The organism is Mycolicibacterium neoaurum ATCC 25795 (assembly GCF_000691525.1).
GTDB classification, from domain to species: domain Bacteria; phylum Actinomycetota; class Actinomycetes; order Mycobacteriales; family Mycobacteriaceae; genus Mycobacterium; species Mycobacterium neoaurum.
This window is the reverse complement of sequence record NZ_JMDW01000009.1, coordinates 330,749-347,705: the sequence shown is the minus strand read 5'-3', so window position 1 is coordinate 347,705 and position 16,957 is coordinate 330,749. Positions and strand designations below refer to the sequence as shown.

Annotated in this window: 13 protein-coding genes; 1 reads left to right on the top strand and 12 read right to left on the bottom strand. The window is 68.1% G+C overall.

The genetic code is table 11. From position 1 onward, the window contains the following. Window positions 1–50: 50 nt before the first annotated feature. The 8 genes from pyrF to IC40_RS0113630 form a co-directional block, all read right to left on the bottom strand. Window positions 51–851, bottom strand: coding sequence for an orotidine-5'-phosphate decarboxylase (gene pyrF, locus IC40_RS0113665; protein ID WP_030135263.1), 801 nt, complete (start codon window positions 849–851; stop codon window positions 51–53). After that, a complete protein-coding gene (carB, locus tag IC40_RS0113660) occupies window positions 848–4,195 on the bottom strand; it encodes a carbamoyl-phosphate synthase large subunit (protein ID WP_030135262.1) in 3,348 nt (1,115 codons plus the stop codon). The genes pyrF and carB overlap by 4 nt, the downstream gene beginning before the upstream one ends. After that, window positions 4,195–5,361: a glutamine-hydrolyzing carbamoyl-phosphate synthase small subunit gene (gene carA / locus IC40_RS0113655; protein WP_030135261.1), complete on the bottom strand. Its 1,167-nt coding sequence runs from the start codon at window positions 5,359–5,361 to the stop codon at window positions 4,195–4,197. The genes carB and carA overlap by 1 nt, the downstream gene beginning before the upstream one ends. After that, window positions 5,358–5,858 carry a PH-like domain-containing protein gene (locus IC40_RS0113650; protein WP_030135260.1) on the bottom strand — a complete coding sequence of 167 codons (501 nt, stop codon included), beginning with the start codon at window positions 5,856–5,858 and terminating at the stop codon, window positions 5,358–5,360. Before IC40_RS0113650 ends, carA begins: the two co-directional genes overlap by 4 nt. A gap of 64 nt (window positions 5,859–5,922) precedes the next feature. Next, the gene (locus IC40_RS0113645; RefSeq protein ID WP_030135259.1) at window positions 5,923–7,218 is read right to left on the bottom strand and encodes a dihydroorotase; all 1,296 of its coding nucleotides are present in this window, start codon (window positions 7,216–7,218) and stop codon (window positions 5,923–5,925) included. Further along, window positions 7,215–8,171, bottom strand: coding sequence for an aspartate carbamoyltransferase catalytic subunit (locus IC40_RS0113640; RefSeq protein ID WP_030135258.1), 957 nt, complete (start codon window positions 8,169–8,171; stop codon window positions 7,215–7,217). Before IC40_RS0113640 ends, IC40_RS0113645 begins: the two co-directional genes overlap by 4 nt. Then, window positions 8,168–8,749, bottom strand: coding sequence for a bifunctional pyr operon transcriptional regulator/uracil phosphoribosyltransferase PyrR (gene pyrR, locus IC40_RS0113635; protein ID WP_019514080.1), 582 nt, complete (start codon window positions 8,747–8,749; stop codon window positions 8,168–8,170). The genes IC40_RS0113640 and pyrR overlap by 4 nt, the downstream gene beginning before the upstream one ends. Before the next feature lie 71 nt (window positions 8,750–8,820). Beyond that, window positions 8,821–10,101: an MFS transporter gene (locus tag IC40_RS0113630; RefSeq protein ID WP_030135257.1), complete on the bottom strand. Its 1,281-nt coding sequence runs from the start codon at window positions 10,099–10,101 to the stop codon at window positions 8,821–8,823. Between the two features lie 31 nt (window positions 10,102–10,132). Here IC40_RS0113630 and IC40_RS0113625 point away from each other — a divergent pair, with 31 nt between their 5' ends. Then, the gene (locus IC40_RS0113625; protein ID WP_030135256.1) at window positions 10,133–11,335 is read left to right on the top strand and encodes a serine hydrolase domain-containing protein; all 1,203 of its coding nucleotides are present in this window, start codon (window positions 10,133–10,135) and stop codon (window positions 11,333–11,335) included. Here IC40_RS0113625 and IC40_RS0113620 read toward each other — a convergent pair. The 4 genes from IC40_RS0113620 to IC40_RS0113605 are packed head-to-tail and all read right to left on the bottom strand — an operon-like array spanning window position 11,332 to window position 16,950. Further along, window positions 11,332–14,013, bottom strand: coding sequence for a fumarate reductase/succinate dehydrogenase flavoprotein subunit (locus IC40_RS0113620; RefSeq protein WP_030135255.1), 2,682 nt, complete (start codon window positions 14,011–14,013; stop codon window positions 11,332–11,334). The genes IC40_RS0113625 and IC40_RS0113620 overlap by 4 nt on opposite strands. Continuing rightward, on the bottom strand, window positions 14,010–14,750 hold the full coding sequence (locus IC40_RS0113615) for an ABC transporter ATP-binding protein (protein ID WP_030135254.1): 741 nt from the start codon (window positions 14,748–14,750) through the stop codon (window positions 14,010–14,012). Before IC40_RS0113615 ends, IC40_RS0113620 begins: the two co-directional genes overlap by 4 nt. Then, on the bottom strand, window positions 14,747–15,589 hold the full coding sequence (locus IC40_RS0113610) for an ABC transporter permease (RefSeq protein WP_030135253.1): 843 nt from the start codon (window positions 15,587–15,589) through the stop codon (window positions 14,747–14,749). Before IC40_RS0113610 ends, IC40_RS0113615 begins: the two co-directional genes overlap by 4 nt. Continuing rightward, window positions 15,586–16,950, bottom strand: a complete 1,365-nt coding sequence (locus tag IC40_RS0113605) for an ABC transporter substrate-binding protein (RefSeq protein ID WP_030135252.1) — start codon at window positions 16,948–16,950, stop codon at window positions 15,586–15,588. The genes IC40_RS0113610 and IC40_RS0113605 overlap by 4 nt, the downstream gene beginning before the upstream one ends. Window positions 16,951–16,957 lie beyond the last annotated feature (7 nt).

Here is a 16,957-nt window from a genome sequence, read left to right as displayed (position 1 = left end):
GAAGGCCCGATCGAGGCGGCAGCGGCACGCCAGGAGGGCGCACGGGGCACTCAGGCCAGCCGGCTGAGCTGCTCGCGCAGCCCGGCGACCACTGAACGCATCGCCTTGACGTCCGGACCGGCGCGCAGGATCTCGCGCGACACCGCGGGCAGCACCCGCGGCCCCAGCCGGCCGAGGTCCTGAACCCGGCCGCCCTGTGCGCCGACCCCCGGTGCCAGCACCGGCCCGTCCAACGCGTCCAGATCCGGCGGTTGGGCCAGCGTGGCACCCACCACGACGCCCACCGACCCGGTGCCGGTGCGGCGGTTCTCCGCACCGACGGCGTCGACGATCGTCTGCGCCACCGTGCGATCCCCGGTCAACGCCCCCTGCAGGCCTGCGCCCTCGGGGTTCGACGTCGCGGCCAGTACGAACACTCCCCTGCCGTTGGCGGCGGCGAGGTCGAGCAACGGGCGCAGGGATTCGAAGCCCAGATACGGCGACGCGGTGACGGCGTCGGCGGCCAGCGGGGTATCACCGGCCCAGGCCTGGGCGTAGGCGGCCATGGTGGAGCCGATATCACCGCGCTTGGCGTCGGCGAGCACCAGCACCCCGGCATCGCGCAGTGCCGCCATGGTCGCCTCCAGCACGGCGAAGCCGGCCGAGCCGTACGCCTCATAGAAGGCCACCTGCGGTTTGACGATCGCGACATCGGCGAAGGCCTGCACGCAGATATCGCTGAAGGTGCGCAGTCCGCCGATACCGGTGCCCAGTCCCCAGGCGGTCAACAGCTCCGGGTGCGGGTCGATCCCGGGGCACAGCGCCCCCCTGGCCGCGACGGCGTGGGCCAGGCGTGACCCGAACGGGGTCATTTCTCGGCCAGTTGGCTGTGCAACTCCTGCAGCGAGCGCACCCCGATATCACCGCGGATCCCGGCCTCGATGCCCTGCACCGCGGCCGACGCGCCCTGCACCGTCGTCACGCACGGGATGTTCACCGACACCGCCGCCGAGCGGATCTCGTACCCGTCGATGCGTGGCCCGGAGTTGCCGTACGGGGTGTTGATCACCATGTCGACCTCGCCGGCGCGGATCACCTCGACAGCTGAGCGACGCCCGTCGGCACCGGATTCGTTCTCGGTCTCGAAGTGCTTGCGCACCTCGTCACACGGAATGCCGTTGCGGCGCAACATCTCCGCAGTGCCCTCGGTGGCCAGCACCCGGAAGCCGAGGTCGGCCAGCCGCTTCACCGGGAACACCAGCGAGCGCTTGTCGCGGTTGGCCACCGAAACGAAGACCGTGCCAGATGCGGGCAGCGAACCGTAGGCCGCACTCTGGCTCTTGGCGAACGCAGTACCGAAGTCACGGTCGATACCCATCACCTCGCCGGTCGACTTCATCTCCGGGCCCAACAACGAATCCACCTGGGAACCATCGGCCTTGCGGAACCGGTGGAACGGAAGGACCGCCTCCTTGACCGCGATCGGGGCGTGCGGGGACACCGTGGCCCCGTCACCGGTGCGCGCCACCACACCTTCGGCACGCAACTCGGCGATGGTGGCGCCCAGCATGATCCGTGCACACGCCTTGGCCAGCGGCACCGCGGTCGCCTTGGAGACGAACGGCACCGTGCGGGACGCTCTCGGGTTGGCCTCCAGCACGTAGAGCACATCGTCCTTGAGGGCGTACTGGACGTTGAGCAGGCCGACCACGCCGATCCCGTGCGCGATGGCCTCGGTGGCCTGGCGGACCTTCTCGATATCGGTGCGGCCGAGGGTGACCGGCGGCAGCGCGCACGCCGAGTCGCCGGAGTGGATACCGGCCTCCTCGATGTGCTCCATGACGCCGCCGATGTAGACCTCGGTGCCATCGCACAGCGCGTCCACGTCGATCTCGATGGCGTCCTCGAGGAACCGGTCGACCAGCACCGGATGCTCCGGGGACAGTTCGGTCGCGCGCTCGATATAGCCCTGCAGGGTCTCCTCGTCGTAGACGATCTCCATACCGCGGCCGCCCAGCACGTAGGAGGGCCGCACCAGCACCGGGTAGCCGATATCGGCGGCGATGCGGCGGGCCTGCTCGAAGCTGGTCGCGGTGCCGAAGCGCGGGGCAGGCAGACCGGCGTTGACCAGAACTTCACCGAACTGTCCACGGTCCTCGGCCAGATCGATGGCCTCGGGCTTGGTGCCCACGATCGGCACCCCGGCACGCTCCAGTCGCTCGGCCAGGCCCAGCGGGGTCTGCCCGCCGAGCTGCACGATGACGCCGACGACGCCGGGACCGCCACTGCCCGAGTCCTGCTCGGCGTGGTAGACCTCCAACACGTCCTCGAACGTCAGCGGCTCGAAGTAGAGCCGGTCGGCGGTGTCGTAGTCGGTGGACACCGTTTCGGGGTTGCAGTTGACCATCACCGTCTCGAACCCGGCCTGGCTCAGCGTGGTCGCCGCGTGCACACAGCTGTAGTCGAACTCGATGCCCTGCCCGATGCGGTTGGGTCCCGAGCCGAGGATCAGCACCTTGGGCTTCTCGGTCTGCGGGTCGACCTCCGTCTCGGCCGCCGGGTCCAGCTCGTAGCTGCTGTAGTGATAGGGCGTGCGGGCCTCGAATTCGGCGGCGCAGGTGTCCACGGTCTTGTAGACCGGGCGGATACCGAGCCGCTCACGCAGGGCCCGCACCCCGCTCTCGCCGGCGAGTTCCGGCCGCAGCGCGGCGATCTGGCCGTCGGACAAACCGTTGTGCTTGGCCCGGCGCAGCAGCCACTCGTCGAGCACCGGCGCGTCGACCAATTCGGCGCGCAATGCCACCAGACCGTTGATCTGGTCGACGAACCAGGGATCGACTCCGGACGCCTCGGCGACCTGCTCGACGGTGCCACCGAGGCGCAATGCCTGCTCGATGACGTAGATGCGGCCGTCGGTGGCGGTGCGCAGATCGGTGAGCAGCTCCTCCAGGGAGGCATCGCGATCGGGTCCGGTCCAGAAGCCGGCCCGCTTGTTCTCCAGGGACCGCATCACCTTGCCGAGCGCCTCGATGAAGTTGCGGCCCAACGACATCGCCTCACCCACGGATTTCATCGTGGTGGTCAGCGTCGGGTCGGCACCGGGGAACTTCTCGAAGGCGAACCGCGGTGCCTTGACCACCACATAGTCCAGGGTCGGCTCGAAACAGGCCGGGGTTTCCTTGGTGATGTCGTTGACGATCTCATCGAGGGTGTAGCCGATGGCCAGTTTGGCGGCGATCTTGGCGATCGGGAACCCCGTCGCCTTGGACGCCAGCGCGCTGGACCGCGAGACACGTGGGTTCATCTCGATGACGATGAGCCTGCCGTCTTTGGGGTTGATCGCGAACTGGATGTTGCAGCCGCCGGTGTCGACCCCGACCTCGCGCAGGATCGCGATGCCCAGATCACGCATCGTCTGGTACTCGCGATCGGTCAGCGTCATCGCCGGGGCGACGGTCACCGAATCACCGGTGTGCACACCCATCGGGTCGAAGTTCTCGATCGAGCAGACCACCACCACGTTGTCGTGGTGATCGCGCATGAGCTCGAGCTCGTATTCCTTCCAGCCGTAGATGGACTCCTCGATCAGCACGTTCGCACTGGGCGACGCGGCAAGGCCGTCACCGGCCATCCGTTCGACATCCTCGGCCGAGTACGCCATCCCGGAGCCGAGACCGCCCATGGTGAAGCTGGGGCGAACGACCACAGGCAGGCCCAGGTCGGCGACCGTGTCGCGCACCTCGTCCATGGTGAAACACACCCGGCTGCGGGCGGATTCGCCACCCACCTTGGCCACGATGTCCTTGAATTTCTGCCGGTCCTCACCGCGCTGGATGGCGTCGAAATCGGCGCCGATCATCTCGACGCCGTAGCGCTCCAACGCCCCGCTCTCATACAGCGAGACCGCGGTGTTCAGGGCGGTCTGCCCACCGAGGGTGGCCAGCACCGCGTCGATCTTGTTGCCGCGCTCGGCCTGCTGGGCGATGACCTTCTCGACGAAGCCCGGGGTAATGGGCTCGACATAGGTGTTGTCGGCGTATTCGGGGTCGGTCATGATCGTCGCCGGGTTGGAGTTGATCAGGGTGACCTGCAGGCCCTCGGCGCGCAGCACGCGGCAGGCCTGGGTGCCCGAGTAGTCGAACTCCGCGGCCTGGCCGATCAGGATCGGCCCTGAACCGATGACCAGGACGTGGTTGAGGTCGGAACGACGTGGCATTATTTCTCTCCCGCCTTGCGGCCCAACAGGTCGATGAACTGGTCGAACAGGTACTCCGCGTCACGCGGACCGGCCGCGGCCTCGGGGTGGTACTGCACCGAGAACGCGCTCCCGTCGATGAGCTTGATGCCCTCGACTGTGCCGTCGTTGGCGCAGGTGTGGCTGACGATCGCCCTGCCGAAGTCGGTGTCGAACTCCTCGCCCGCCTCGCCTTCGAGGGCGAACCCGTGATTCTGCGCGGTGATGGCGACGCTGCGGGTGGCGTGGTCGATCACCGGGATGTTGATGCCGCGGTGGCCGAAGGTCATCTTGTAGGTCGACCGGCCCAGCGCGCGGCCCAGGATCTGGTTGCCGAAACAGATTCCGAACAGCGGGATCCCGGCGCCGAGCACCTCGCGCGTCACCCCGACGATGTGATCGGCGGTGGCCGGGTCGCCAGGCCCGTTGGACAGGAAGACGCCATCGGGGTTGAGCTCGGCGATCTGGGCGAAGGTGGCGGCCGAGGGCAGCACGTGGGTGCGGATGCCCCGCTTGGCGAAGTTGCGCGGGGTGTTGGTCTTGATGCCGAGATCGATCGCGGCGACCGTGAAGCGGTGCTCGCCGGCGGGGTCCACCGTGTACAGCGAGTCGGTGGACACCTCACCGGCCAGATCGGCTCCCAGCATCGACGGCTGGTTGCGCACGCGGTCGACCAGGGTGTCCACATCTTTCGCGTCGGCGAGGGCGGCACCTGAGAAGATGCCGGCCTTCATTGAGCCGACCGTGCGCAGATGCCGCACGAGCGCGCGGGTGTCGATCCCGGCGATCCCGACGATGCCCTGACGCTGCAGCTCGTCGTCGAGGGTGCCGGTGGCACGCCAGCTCGACGGGCGCGGCGAGGCGTCGCGGATCGCGTAACCGGCGACCCAGATCTTGTCATCGTGGCTTTCGCCGTCCTCGCCGTTCCAGCCGGTGTTACCGATCTGCGGCGCGGTGGCGACCACGATCTGGCGGTGGTAGCTCGGGTCGGTCAGCGTCTCCTGGTAGCCGGACATGCCGGTGGAGAACACCGCCTCACCCAGCGTCTGTCCGATCGCGCCGAAGGCGGTCCCGGTGAACACCCGGCCGTCCTCCAGCACGAGCAGGGCACGCTCTGCGGTACCGCTGCGCTTGTCGCTGACCGTCACTCGTCCTCCTTGACCCAGTTCTTTGTTTCTGTCCGGTCGTCCGGCCGGAAGCCGGTGTCGATCTCGGTACCCGACGGAAGTGTCCAACGAATGGCCACGATGCCCTCGTGGGTGAGGGCCTTCCCGGCCATCGCCCGCTCACCGCGCACCGCGACGATGGATTCGTCGGGGATCCAGATGGGACCGGTTCCGCTGCGCTGCAGCATGATTCCCTCCGGATAACGGGTGAGCGCACCCTTGGACCGGAAGCCCAGTGCGGCCGCGGCCACCTTGTCATTCCAATGCGGTGCGATGGTGCTGCCGACATAGAGGCCCTTGGTGGGCCCGGCCAGCGCAGGCCCGACGGTGTCGGGCAGCGGGGGCAGGTTGCCGATCATCTCGACCTGGCGCTCGATGCGGTGTCGCCACCCGGTGAGCAGCCGACGGATGAAGAACCCGATCAGCAGGGCGATGACGGCCGCAAGGATGAGCGACCCGATCAGTGTGCCGTCATTCATGCGCGATCCGCTCCGCTACTCGCTGGGCCTTCATGCTGACCCTGCTCCGCTACTCGCTGGGCCTTCATGCGACGGGGCTCCGGCCGTCGCGCGCGGTGATCTTGCCGCGCAGCAGCGTCAGCGTCACCTTCGCCGGCAGTTCCATCGACTCGAACGGCGTGTTGTCCGACCGGCTGGCCAATGACGATCCGGTGACCGTCCAGGTGGTGTCCGGGTCGACGACGGTCAGGTTGGCCGGCTCCCCCACCGCGAGCGGACGGCCCTGGTCGGGAAGTCCGACGATGGCCGCCGGTGCCTCGCTCATCACCCGGGCCACATCGCGCCAGCTCAGCAGGCCCGGTTGCACCATGGTCTCGACGATCACCGACAGCGCGGTCTCCAGACCCAGCATGCCGGGGCGAGCGTTGGCGAACTCGCAGCACTTTTCCTGTTCGGCGTGCGGCGCGTGATCGGTGGCCACGCAGTCGATCACGCCGTCGGCGAGCGCCTGCCGCAACGCCTGCACGTCACTGGCTTCGCGCAACGGCGGATTCACCCGATTGCGGCCGTCATAGCTGGCCAGCACACCGTCGTCGAGCAGCAGGTGATGCGGGGTGACCTCCGCGGTGATCGAGATACCCTGCGCCTTGGCCCATTTGAGCAATTCCACGGTTCCGGCCGTGGACGCGTGGCAGATGTGCACCCGGGCACCCGCGTCGCGGGCCAGAATCGCGTCACGGGCGACGATGGACTCCTCGGCCGAACGCGGCCAACCGGCCAGGCCGAGCTTGGCGGCATGGGGACCCTCGTGCGCGACGGCGCCCACGGTCAGACGTGGCTCCTCGGCATGCTGGGCGATCAGCACGCCGAGGCCACCGGCGTATTCCAGCGCGCGGCGCATGATCAGCGGATCGTGCACACAGATGCCGTCATCGGAGAACATCCGGACCTGTCCGGCGCCGGCGGCCATCAGGCCCATCTCGGTGAGCTGCTTGCCCTCCAGGCCGACGGTGACGGCGCCGACCGGGTGCACGTCGACGAGGCCGACCTGCCTGCCCCGATGCCAGACGTGGTCGGTCACCACCGGGCTGTCGGCCACCGGGTCGGTGTTGGCCATGGCGAATACCGCGGTGTAGCCACCGAGTGCGGCTGCGGCCGAACCGGTTTCAATGTCCTCGGCGTACTCCCGCCCCGGTTCACGCAGGTGGGTGTGCAGGTCGACGAAGCCCGGCAGCAGGATCTGGCCGGTCGCGTCGATCTCGGCGTCGGCGGCCTCGGACCCGATCCCCGCTTCGATCCGGGCGATCTGGCCGTCGGCGATCAGCACGTCGACGGGGTCGCCCGCACCGTAGAGGCGGACGCCCTTGATCAGAACACTCACGCCACCACTCCCACTCCGTCGGCGTCGGCACCCACCAGCAGGTGGAACAGCACCGCCATCCGCACATGGACGCCATTGGAAACCTGCTGCAGCACCGCCGATTGCGAGGAATCGGCCACCGAGTAGGCGATCTCCATGCCCCGCAGCATCGGTCCCGGGTGTAGCACCACCGCATGGTCGGCGAGCTGCGCCTGACGCTTCTCGGACAGTCCGTAGAGCACCGAGTATTCGCGGGCGGACGGGAAGAAACCGCCGTTCATCCGTTCGGCCTGAACCCGCAGCATCAGCACCGCATCGGCGGCGGGCAGTTCGGCGTCCAGATCATGCGATACCGTCACCGGCCAGCCCGCGACTCCCACCGGCAGCAGCGTCGGCGGGGCGACCAGCACCACCTCGGCACCGAGCGTCGCCAGCAATTCGACGTTGGAGCGGGCCACCCGGCTGTGCAGCACATCGCCGACGATCAGGATTCGCCTGCCGGCAATCGTGCCGAGCCGTTGGCGCAGCGTCAGCGCGTCGAGCAACGCCTGGGTGGGATGTTCGTGGGTGCCGTCACCGGCATTGATGACGGCCGGACCCTTACCGTCTTCTTCGGCCGTCCACTCCGAAAGCTGCTGCGCCGCACCGGAGGCCGGGTGTCGGATGATCAGCGCGTCGGCGCCGGCGGCGCGCAGGGTCAGGGCGGTGTCACGTAGTGACTCGCCCTTGGCGACCGAGGATCCCGAGGCGCTGACGTTGATGACATCGGCACTCATCCACTTGCCCGCCACCTCGAAGGACACCCTGGTGCGGGTGGAGTTCTCGTAGAACATCGTGATGATGGTGCGCCCGCGCAGGGTGGGCAGCTTCTTCACCTCGCGACCCAGCAGTGCCTCACGGAACCGGTCGGCGTCGTCGAGGATCGCCGTCGCCTCGTCGCGGGACAGCTCCGCGGCGGTCAACAGATGCTTCATGAGCGGTCAGGTCCTCCATACGGTGCGATCCGCACGCTGTCCTCTCCGTCGGGTTCCTGCAGGCGCACCTTCACGTTCTCGGCGCGCGAGGTGGGCACGTTCTTGCCGACGTAGTCGGCGCGGATGGGCAACTCCCGGTGGCCTCGATCCACCAGTACCGCCAGTTGCACGATCCGCGGCCTGCCGATATCGCGCAGCGCGTCCAGGGCCGAGCGCACCGAGCGACCCGAATACAGCACATCGTCGACCAGGATCACCAACGCACCGTCGATACCGCCGGCCGGGATCGAGGTGGACTCCAGCGGGCGGGGCGGTTTGAAGTTCAGGTCGTCGCGATAGAGCGTGATGTCCATCGCCCCGTGCGGCAGCGCCACCCCGGAGAACTCTTCGACCTTCTCCGCGAGCCGCGCGGCAAGCGTCACACCGCGGGTCGGGATGCCCAACAGCACCACCCGCGGGGCATCCGGTGCGTCCAGCGCGGTCTTCTCGATGATCTGATGCGCGATGCGCGAAATCGTCCGGCTCACATCCGCGGCGGACATCAATTCCCGGTCGGGGCTCGGTACCGCTTCGCCCACAGTCAACCTGGACCTCCTTCTCCGCCTCTCTGGACGGATCGTTAAAGGACGTCGAACTGCCGGAGAGCCTATCAGGCGCCCGCGGCGATTCCGTCCCGCAGTGATGTGCCCTTCGTCTCGGGCAGCATCCAGGTGCACGCCACGCTGACGGCGACGAATCCGGCCATCATCAGGCCCACCGCCCAGCCGCCGAAATCGTCGACGAGCAGACCCGCGACCAGCGGCGGCAGTGCGCCGCCGACGATGCCTGCCAGATTGAAGGCCAGTCCGGCGCCGGTGTAGCGGTATCGGGTGGCGAACGTCTCGGGCAGGAATGACGCGATCGGTCCGTACGAGACACCGAACACCGCGAAGGTCCCGCCGATGGCGAGCGCGAACAGCACCTCGGAGCCGGTGTCGATCAGCGGCATCACCACGAAGGCCCACGGCAGGGCGACGAGGAAACCGGCGAGGATGATCCGACGCCGCCCGTAGCGGTCGCACAGGATCGCCGATATCGCGGTGGTGCTCATCAGTGCGACCCCGGCGAGCACACCGACGGCCAGGATCAGCGCGCGGGGATGCCCGATCGTGGTGCTGGCATAGCTGAGCAGGTAGGTGCCACCCAGGAAGCTCATCGTGAAGATGCTCACCATGCAGCCGGCCGCCAACAGCACCTGCCGCCACTGCAGACGGAGCAGCTCGGCCAGCGGGGCGCGCGGCACCTGCCCGCTTCGCCGTTCGTCGGCGAACACCGGCGTCTCGTCGATGCGCAGCCGGATGTAGAGCGCGGCGATGACCAGCAGACCGCTCAGCAGGAACGGCACCCGCCAGCCCCAGTCGAGGAACACCTGACTCTTCTCCCCGATGGTGATGGCGACGGTGAAGAACACCAGGTTGCTGGCCGCCAGACCAGCACCGGCGCCCAGCTGGGTGAACATGCCGTATCGGCCGCGTTGGGCCGCCGGTGCGTACTCGGCCGACAGCAGGGCCGATCCGGCCCACTCCCCGCCGACGGCGAATCCCTGGCACAACCGCAGACACAGCAGCAGGATCGGCGCGGCGATCCCGATGGTGGCGGCACCGGGCACCAAGCCGACGCCGACCGTCGAGATGCCCATGATCAGCAGGGTGGCCACCAGCGTCCGCTTGCGTCCCAACCGATCTCCGAAGTGGCCGAACACCGCGGCGCCGATCGGCCGGGAGAAGAAGGCCGCGGCGAAGGTGCCCAACGACGAGACGGTGGCCATCGTCGGCCCCATCTCGGGGAAGAACACATGCGGGAAGATCAGCGCGGCGGCCGTTCCGTAGATGTAGAAGTCGTAGAACTCGATGGCGGTGCCCACGAAGCTCGCGAAAGCCACCTTCCGCATCTGCATGTGGCACACGTTAACGTCAGCGGTGATGAACATCGACAACAACCACGCCTCCATCTCGGAGGCCATCGACGCGGGCCTGCTCGCCGGCGCGGTGACACTGGTGTGGCATGCCGGCCGGGTCGTCCAGGTCAACGAGCTCGGGCACCGCGATGTGCAGGCCGGGCTGCCGATGCAGCGCGACACCATTTTCCGGATCGCGTCCATGAGCAAGCCCGTCACCGTCGCCGCGGCGATGACACTGCTGGAGCAGGGTCACTTCCGTCTCGATGACCCGGTCTCGCGGTGGCTGCCCGAGCTCGACGGGTTGCGGGTGCTCATCGACCCGCAGGGCCCGCTGGACGACACCACTGCGCTGCGTCGGCCCATCACCTTCGACGATCTGATGACCCACCGGGCGGGCTTCGCCTACCCGTTCTCGATCACCGGACCACTGGCCAAGGCGTACGGGCGGTTGTCCTACCGCCAGAACGAGCAGCGCTGGCTGACCGAGCTGACGAAGTTGCCGCTGGTGCATCAACCCGGGGCACGGATCACCTACAGTCACGGCACCGACGTGCTCGGCATCGCCATCTCCCGGATCGCCGGCCAACCGCTCCACGAACTGCTGTCCGAGCGCATCTTCGAACCACTCGGCATGTCCGACACCGGTTTTGCGCTCAGCCTGGTCCAGCGGCGCCGGATGGCGACCATGTATGCCCTCGACGACACAACCGGACTGCGGGACGATGTGATCGGCCCGCCGGCGCTGACCCCACCGGAGTTCTGCACCGGCGGGGGTGGACTGCTGTCGACCGCCGATGACTACCTGACCTTCGCCAGGATGCTGCTCGGCGACGGCACGGTCGACGGTATCCGGGTGCTTTCCCCCGAATCGGTACGGCTGATGCGGACCGATCGGTTGACCGCGGAACAGAAGAACGACAATTTCCTCGGCGTGCCGTTCTGGATCGGCCGCGGCTTCGGGTTGTCGATGTCGGTGGTCACCGATCCCGCGCAGTCCGAGCGCTTCTTCGGCCCGGGTGGGCTGGGCACCTTCGGCTGGCCGGGCGCATTCGGCACCTGGTGGCAGGCCGACCCGGCCAATGACGTCATTGTGCTGTACCTGATCCAGAACTATCCGGATTTGACCTCCGATATCGCCCAGGTGGCCGGTAACACGTCATTGGCGAAATTGCGTATGGCGCAACCGAAATTCGTCCGCCGCACATATCAGGGACTGGGGCTCTAAGCGGGTTCGAGCGCCCTGCGGGCATACGCCCGCACGTCGGCGTCGACATCCTTGAGCGCCAGGCCCAGTGCCTCCCGCGCCGCAGTCTCCGACCCCGCCCACCGGGTCAGGCTGAGCACGGCGGCCTTGCGCACGTCCAGATGGGTGTCGGTGAGTGCCCGCGACAGCGTCGGCACCGCCAGTGGCGCCGACACCCCGGACAGTGCTCTTGCCGCTCCGACCCGGATCTGCCAGGCCGGCTCGGCCAACGCGCGTTCGATGACGGGGACATCGGCATCGGCGTCGCCGAGCACCCCGAGGGCGGCCAGCGCGGCGGCGCGGACCAGCGGATCACGGTCGGCCAGTAGCGCGCGCACGGTGTCACCGCCGGCGGCGAGCGTGGCCAGCGCGTTGGCGACGGCGATGCGCACCTCTCGGCTGTCATCGGTGGCCGCGGCGGCCACGCCCTCCACATCGTCCACCGAGACCAGTGCGCGTACCGCCTCGATACGGACCCGCTGATCGCCGTCGGTCACCGCCCGGCGGTAGTCGACGGCGCTGCCCGCGCGCCGGGAACTCAGCACGTACACCGCAGCGGCGCGCACCACCGGATCATCGGAATTCAATTGCACGGCAATCGCTTCCGGATCGGGTAACACCTCGACCAGTTCGCGTACCGAGTCGGCGGCCTGCAAGCGCACCTCGCGGTCCTCGTCGCCGAGTGCGGCCAGCAGCGCCGGGCAGTACCCGTCGGGCAGGTTCTCCACCAGGGTCGCCACCGCGGTGCGCCGCACACCGGGATCGACATCGGCGAGGTACTCCGACAACTCGACCAGTGTCGGTTCGTCGAGTGCCAGCACCGCGGCGATCCGCGGCGACGGTGGTTGCAACGCGGGCTCGGCGACCCGCGACACCACGGTCGCGGGCGCCTTGCCGCCGAACAGTTCCGGCTGATCGACCGCGACGGCCGGGGCGTGCAGGCTGGTCGCCGGCACATGGTCCAGGCCGGGCACCGGCACCAGATAGGGCGCCACCGGGCGTTTCAGGAACTCCATCTCCCCGGCGGCGTTCTTGCGCAGATTCAGGTGGAAGCCCCACTCCTGATCGTCGCGCATCGGCACGTCGGCACGGTCATGGTAAAGGCCCCAACGGGATTCGGTACGTGTCAGCGATGACCGGGCCGCCATCTCCGCGCAGTCGCGGATGAAGGACACCTCGACCGCCCGCATCAGCTCATGCGGGGTCCGCGCCCCGATACCGGCCACCTCTTCGCGCATCCGCTCGAAGGTCTGCACCGCGATGGACAGCTTCGCGGCCGTCTTCGGCGGTGCCACATAGTCGTTGACGAATCGGCGCAGCTTGTACTCGACCTGGGGTTGTGGCGGGCCGTCCGGTTGACGCAGCGGCTGATAGATCAGCTCGTGGGCGGCGGCGAGCTGATCGGCGGGCAGCTCCGCCGGCGCAGGCGCATCGGCCAGCGAGCCCGCGGCGTGCTCACCGGCCAGGTCGCCGTAGACGAACGCGCCGATCAGGTAGTTGTGCGGGACGCACGCCAGATCACCGGCGGCGTACAGACCGGGCACGGTGGTGCGGGCGTGCTCGTCTACCCACACCCCGGATGCGGAATGTCCACTGCAGAGGCCGATCTCGGAGATGTGCATCTCGATATCGTGGGTGCGGTAGTCGTGGCCGCGGTTGGCGTGGAACGTGCCGCGGGTGGGCCGTTCGGTGGTGTGCAGGATGTTTTCCAGTGCGGTCAGCGTCTCGTCCGGCAGATGTGACACCTTCAGGTAGATGGGTCCGCGGGCCGATTCGATCTCGCTGTGCACCTCCGACATCATCTGCCCCGACCAGTAGTCGGAGTCGACGAAGCGCTCCCCCTCGGCGTTGACCTGATACCCGCCGAACGGGTTGGCCACATACGCACAGGCCGGGCCGTTGTAGTCCTTGATCAGCGGATTGACCTGAAAACACTCGATTCCGGACAGTTCGGCGCCGGCGTGGTAGGCCATCGAGTAGCCGTCACCGGCGTTGGTGGGGTTCTCGTAGGTGCCATAGAGGTACCCCGAGGCCGGCAGACCGAGCCGGCCGCAGGGTCCGGTGGCCAGGATGACGGCCTTGGCGGCGACGGCGACGAACTCCCCGGTGCGGGTGTTCAGTGCGGCCGCACCCACCGCTCTGCCATCGGATACCAGCACCCGGACCGGCATGAGCCGGTTCTCGATCTGGATCTTCTCGCGCATCGAGCGTTGCCGCATCACCCGGTAGAGCGCCTTCTTGACGTCCTTGCCCTCGGGCATCGGCAGCACGTACGACCCGGAACGGTGCACCTGGCGCACCGCGTATTCGCCGTGCTCGTCCTTCTCGAACTTGACACCGTAACGTTCCAACCGCTGCACCATCGCGAAGCCGCGGGTGGCGGTCTGATAGATGGTGCGCTGGTTGACGATTCCGTCGTTGGCCCGGGTGATCTCGGCGACGTAATCCTCGGGTTCGGCCTTGCCGGGGATGACGGCGTTGTTCACCCCGTCCATCCCCATCGCCAGTGCACCGGAGTGCCGGACATGGGCCTTCTCCAGGAGCAGCACGTTGGCGCCGTTCTCGGCGGCGGTCAGCGCGGCCATGGTGCCCGCGGTACCGCCGCCGATCACCAGCACATCGCAGTCGAGGCGGATCGTATCGGCGAGATCGGGAATCATGAGTTGTCCAATGCTTCGATGAGTTCGGTACGTTGCGCGCTTCGGTCCAGCCCCTCGGTCCTGGGTCGGGGAACCTCGCGCAGCAGCCGCAGGCCGCCGCCGCCCAGCACCGCGACCCGGTCGCCGAGTTTGAGCGCCTCGTCGACATCGTGGGTGACGAAGACGATGGTCGTCGGGTGTGCTTGCCAGGTGTCGATCAGGAGACGCTGCATGGCTGCGCGGGTCTGCGCGTCCAGCGCCCCGAACGGTTCGTCCATCATCACCGCGCGTGGGGCGCCGGCCAGGCCACGGGCCAGTTGCACCCGTTGGCGCATACCGCCGGACAGGCTCTTGGGTAGGTGGTCACCGTAGCCGGTGAGGTTGACCTCCTCGATCCAGCGTTCGGCGCGTTCGCGGCGGCCGGCTTGGGGAACGCCGCGAAGTTTCAGTGCCAGTTCGATATTGGACCGAACGGTACGCCACGGCAACAGCGCGCTGTCCTGGAACACCATGCCGCGGTCCCGCGAGGTGCCGGCGACGCGCTCGCCGTCGGCGAGCACCCGGCCGGTGTCGGGTGCCAGCAGACCGGCCAGTGCCCGCAGCACGGTCGACTTGCCGCATCCCGACGGCCCGGTCAGCACCAGGATCTCGCCGGGCTGCACGGTCAGCTCCAGTCCGCGCAGGACCGGGGAGCCGGTGTAGGACAGGGTGACATCGTGCAGCTCCAGCGCCATACCGGTGGCCACGGTGGTGCTCATCGTTGGGTCTCCTCGCCGCGCGGCAACCAGCGGGTGGCGCGGCGGCCGATCAGCTCGATCGCCGCGGCGGTGCCGAAACCGAGCACCCCGATGGTGATGATGCCGACGAACACGCCCGGATAGTCCAGCACCGTGTAGGCCTGCCAGGTGCGGTAACCCACACCGAGCCGCCCCGAGATCATCTCCGCCGAGATCACACAGATCCAGGCCACCCCCATACCGACCGACAGTCCGCCGAACAGGCCGGGAAGGATGCCTGGTAACACCACCTGGCGCAGCACGTCGAGGCGGCCGCCGCCAAGGGTGCGCACCGAGTCCTCCCAGATGGTCGGCAGCGCCCGCACCGCGTGCCGGGTGCTCACCATGATCGGGAAGTAGGCGGCCAGAAAGGTGATCGAGACGATGCCTGCCTCATCGGAGGGGAACAGCAGGATCGCCACCGGCACCACCGCGATGGCCGGGATGGGCCGCACCAGTTCGGTGAGCGGGCCGAAGATATCGGCGAACCAGCGGGACCGGCCCAGCATGATTCCGGTCACCACACCCAGCAGCGCGGCGAGTCCGAAACCCGTCAGGATGCGGATCAGCGACTGCGCGAGATCCAACCAGTACTCCTGCGTGCCGGCCTTGGCCGCCAGGGCGGCACCGATCTCGGTGACCGTCGGCAGCGTATCGAACCGCAGCCAGAGCCGAACACCGTTGGCGGTCAGTAGTTCCCACAGGCCGATCGCGGCCAGGACCGACGCCACCCGGACAAGCCGGTGTCGCCACGCCCGCGGGGTGACCGGCTTTGTCGTCTCCGGAGTCGCGGTCGTCGGAGGATCGAGTACCGCGGTCATTGCACACCCACCAGCGCCTCGCGATAACTGATGACGGCCGCACCGGGATGGGCGGCGAGATGCCGCTGGGCGCCCGCCTGGGTACCGAACGGGAGATAGCTCTGGCCGTCTCTGACCCAGACCGCCTTGTCGGCGAACCACCGGGTGCCCAGTTCGGCATCCGGGACGTAGGCCGCGCGCACGGTCGCACCGTCTGTCTCCGCGGCGCGTACCGCGCGCAGCAGTTCGGTCGGATTGGCCACGATCTGGGTGGAGTCGGAGCCCTGCAGCCACAGCTCACCGCCGTTCGGAGCGGTCTTCGCCTCCAGCGCCGCCTGGTAGTCCAGGCCGCGTTCGGTGAACGCCTTGCGCAACGGCCCGTCGTTGACGAAACCCGCGACATCGAGTTCGGCGAAGTCGCCGATCGACTTCAGGTACGGCACATCACCTTTCAGCGCGTCAACCAGTGACGGTTTGAGTGTGGTGTCGAAGGAGGTACCCCCGGGCCCGTTGTACAGGTAGACGACCTCCTGCGGCAGCCCGCTGCCGTCGGCGACGATCCGGCTGGCCTCCAACGGTTCGGCGTTCAGGAACTCGGTGGCGTCGAGCTGGGATTGCAGGAATGCGTCGAGCACCTCGGGATGACGGTCGGCGTAATCCTCGCGGACCACCACGCCGTGCAGCGTCGGGTAGTCCAGCTCGGCACCGTCGTACAGCAACCGTGCCTTGTCCTGGTAGACCAGCAGTCCCGGCCACGCCACGAACTGCGAAAGGCCGTCAACCTGACCGGATTCCAGCGCCGAGGCACCCACCTGCGGCTGCTGGTTGAGTACCTCGACACCGGTCTTGGGGTCCAGGCCCGCGCGCTCCAGCGCCCGCACCAGGGTGCCGTGACCGGCGGACCCGACGCTGGCCGAGACCTTCTGGCCGGCCAGGTCGGTGAGCGTCTGCGCCGGTGAGGCGGGGTCGACGACGACCATGTTCAGCGCACCCTTGGGGTGGTAGCCGGTCACCGAGACGATATCGGTGCGGGCGCGCTCGTTGGATTGGGTCTTGGATCCGTTGATGAGCATCGGGTAGTCGCCCATCGACCCGATGTCGATCTTCTCGGCCACCATCTGTGCGGTGATGGGCGCGCCGGTGTCGTAGTCCTGCCAGACGACGTTGTATTTCGTGCCGTTCTCGGCGGTCACGTCGGCCAACCGCTGTTCCAGGAATCCCTTGGCACGCAGCAAGGTTCCGGCGGTCACGGTGTTGATGGTCTTGGACTGGTAGCCGATCACGACATCGACGACGTCATCGGCGGAGTTGTTGGAGTCCAGCGAGCAGGCGGTGACGGTCGCGGTCAGGACAGCGAGCAGCGCAACGAGTGGTTTCTTCACAACGGGC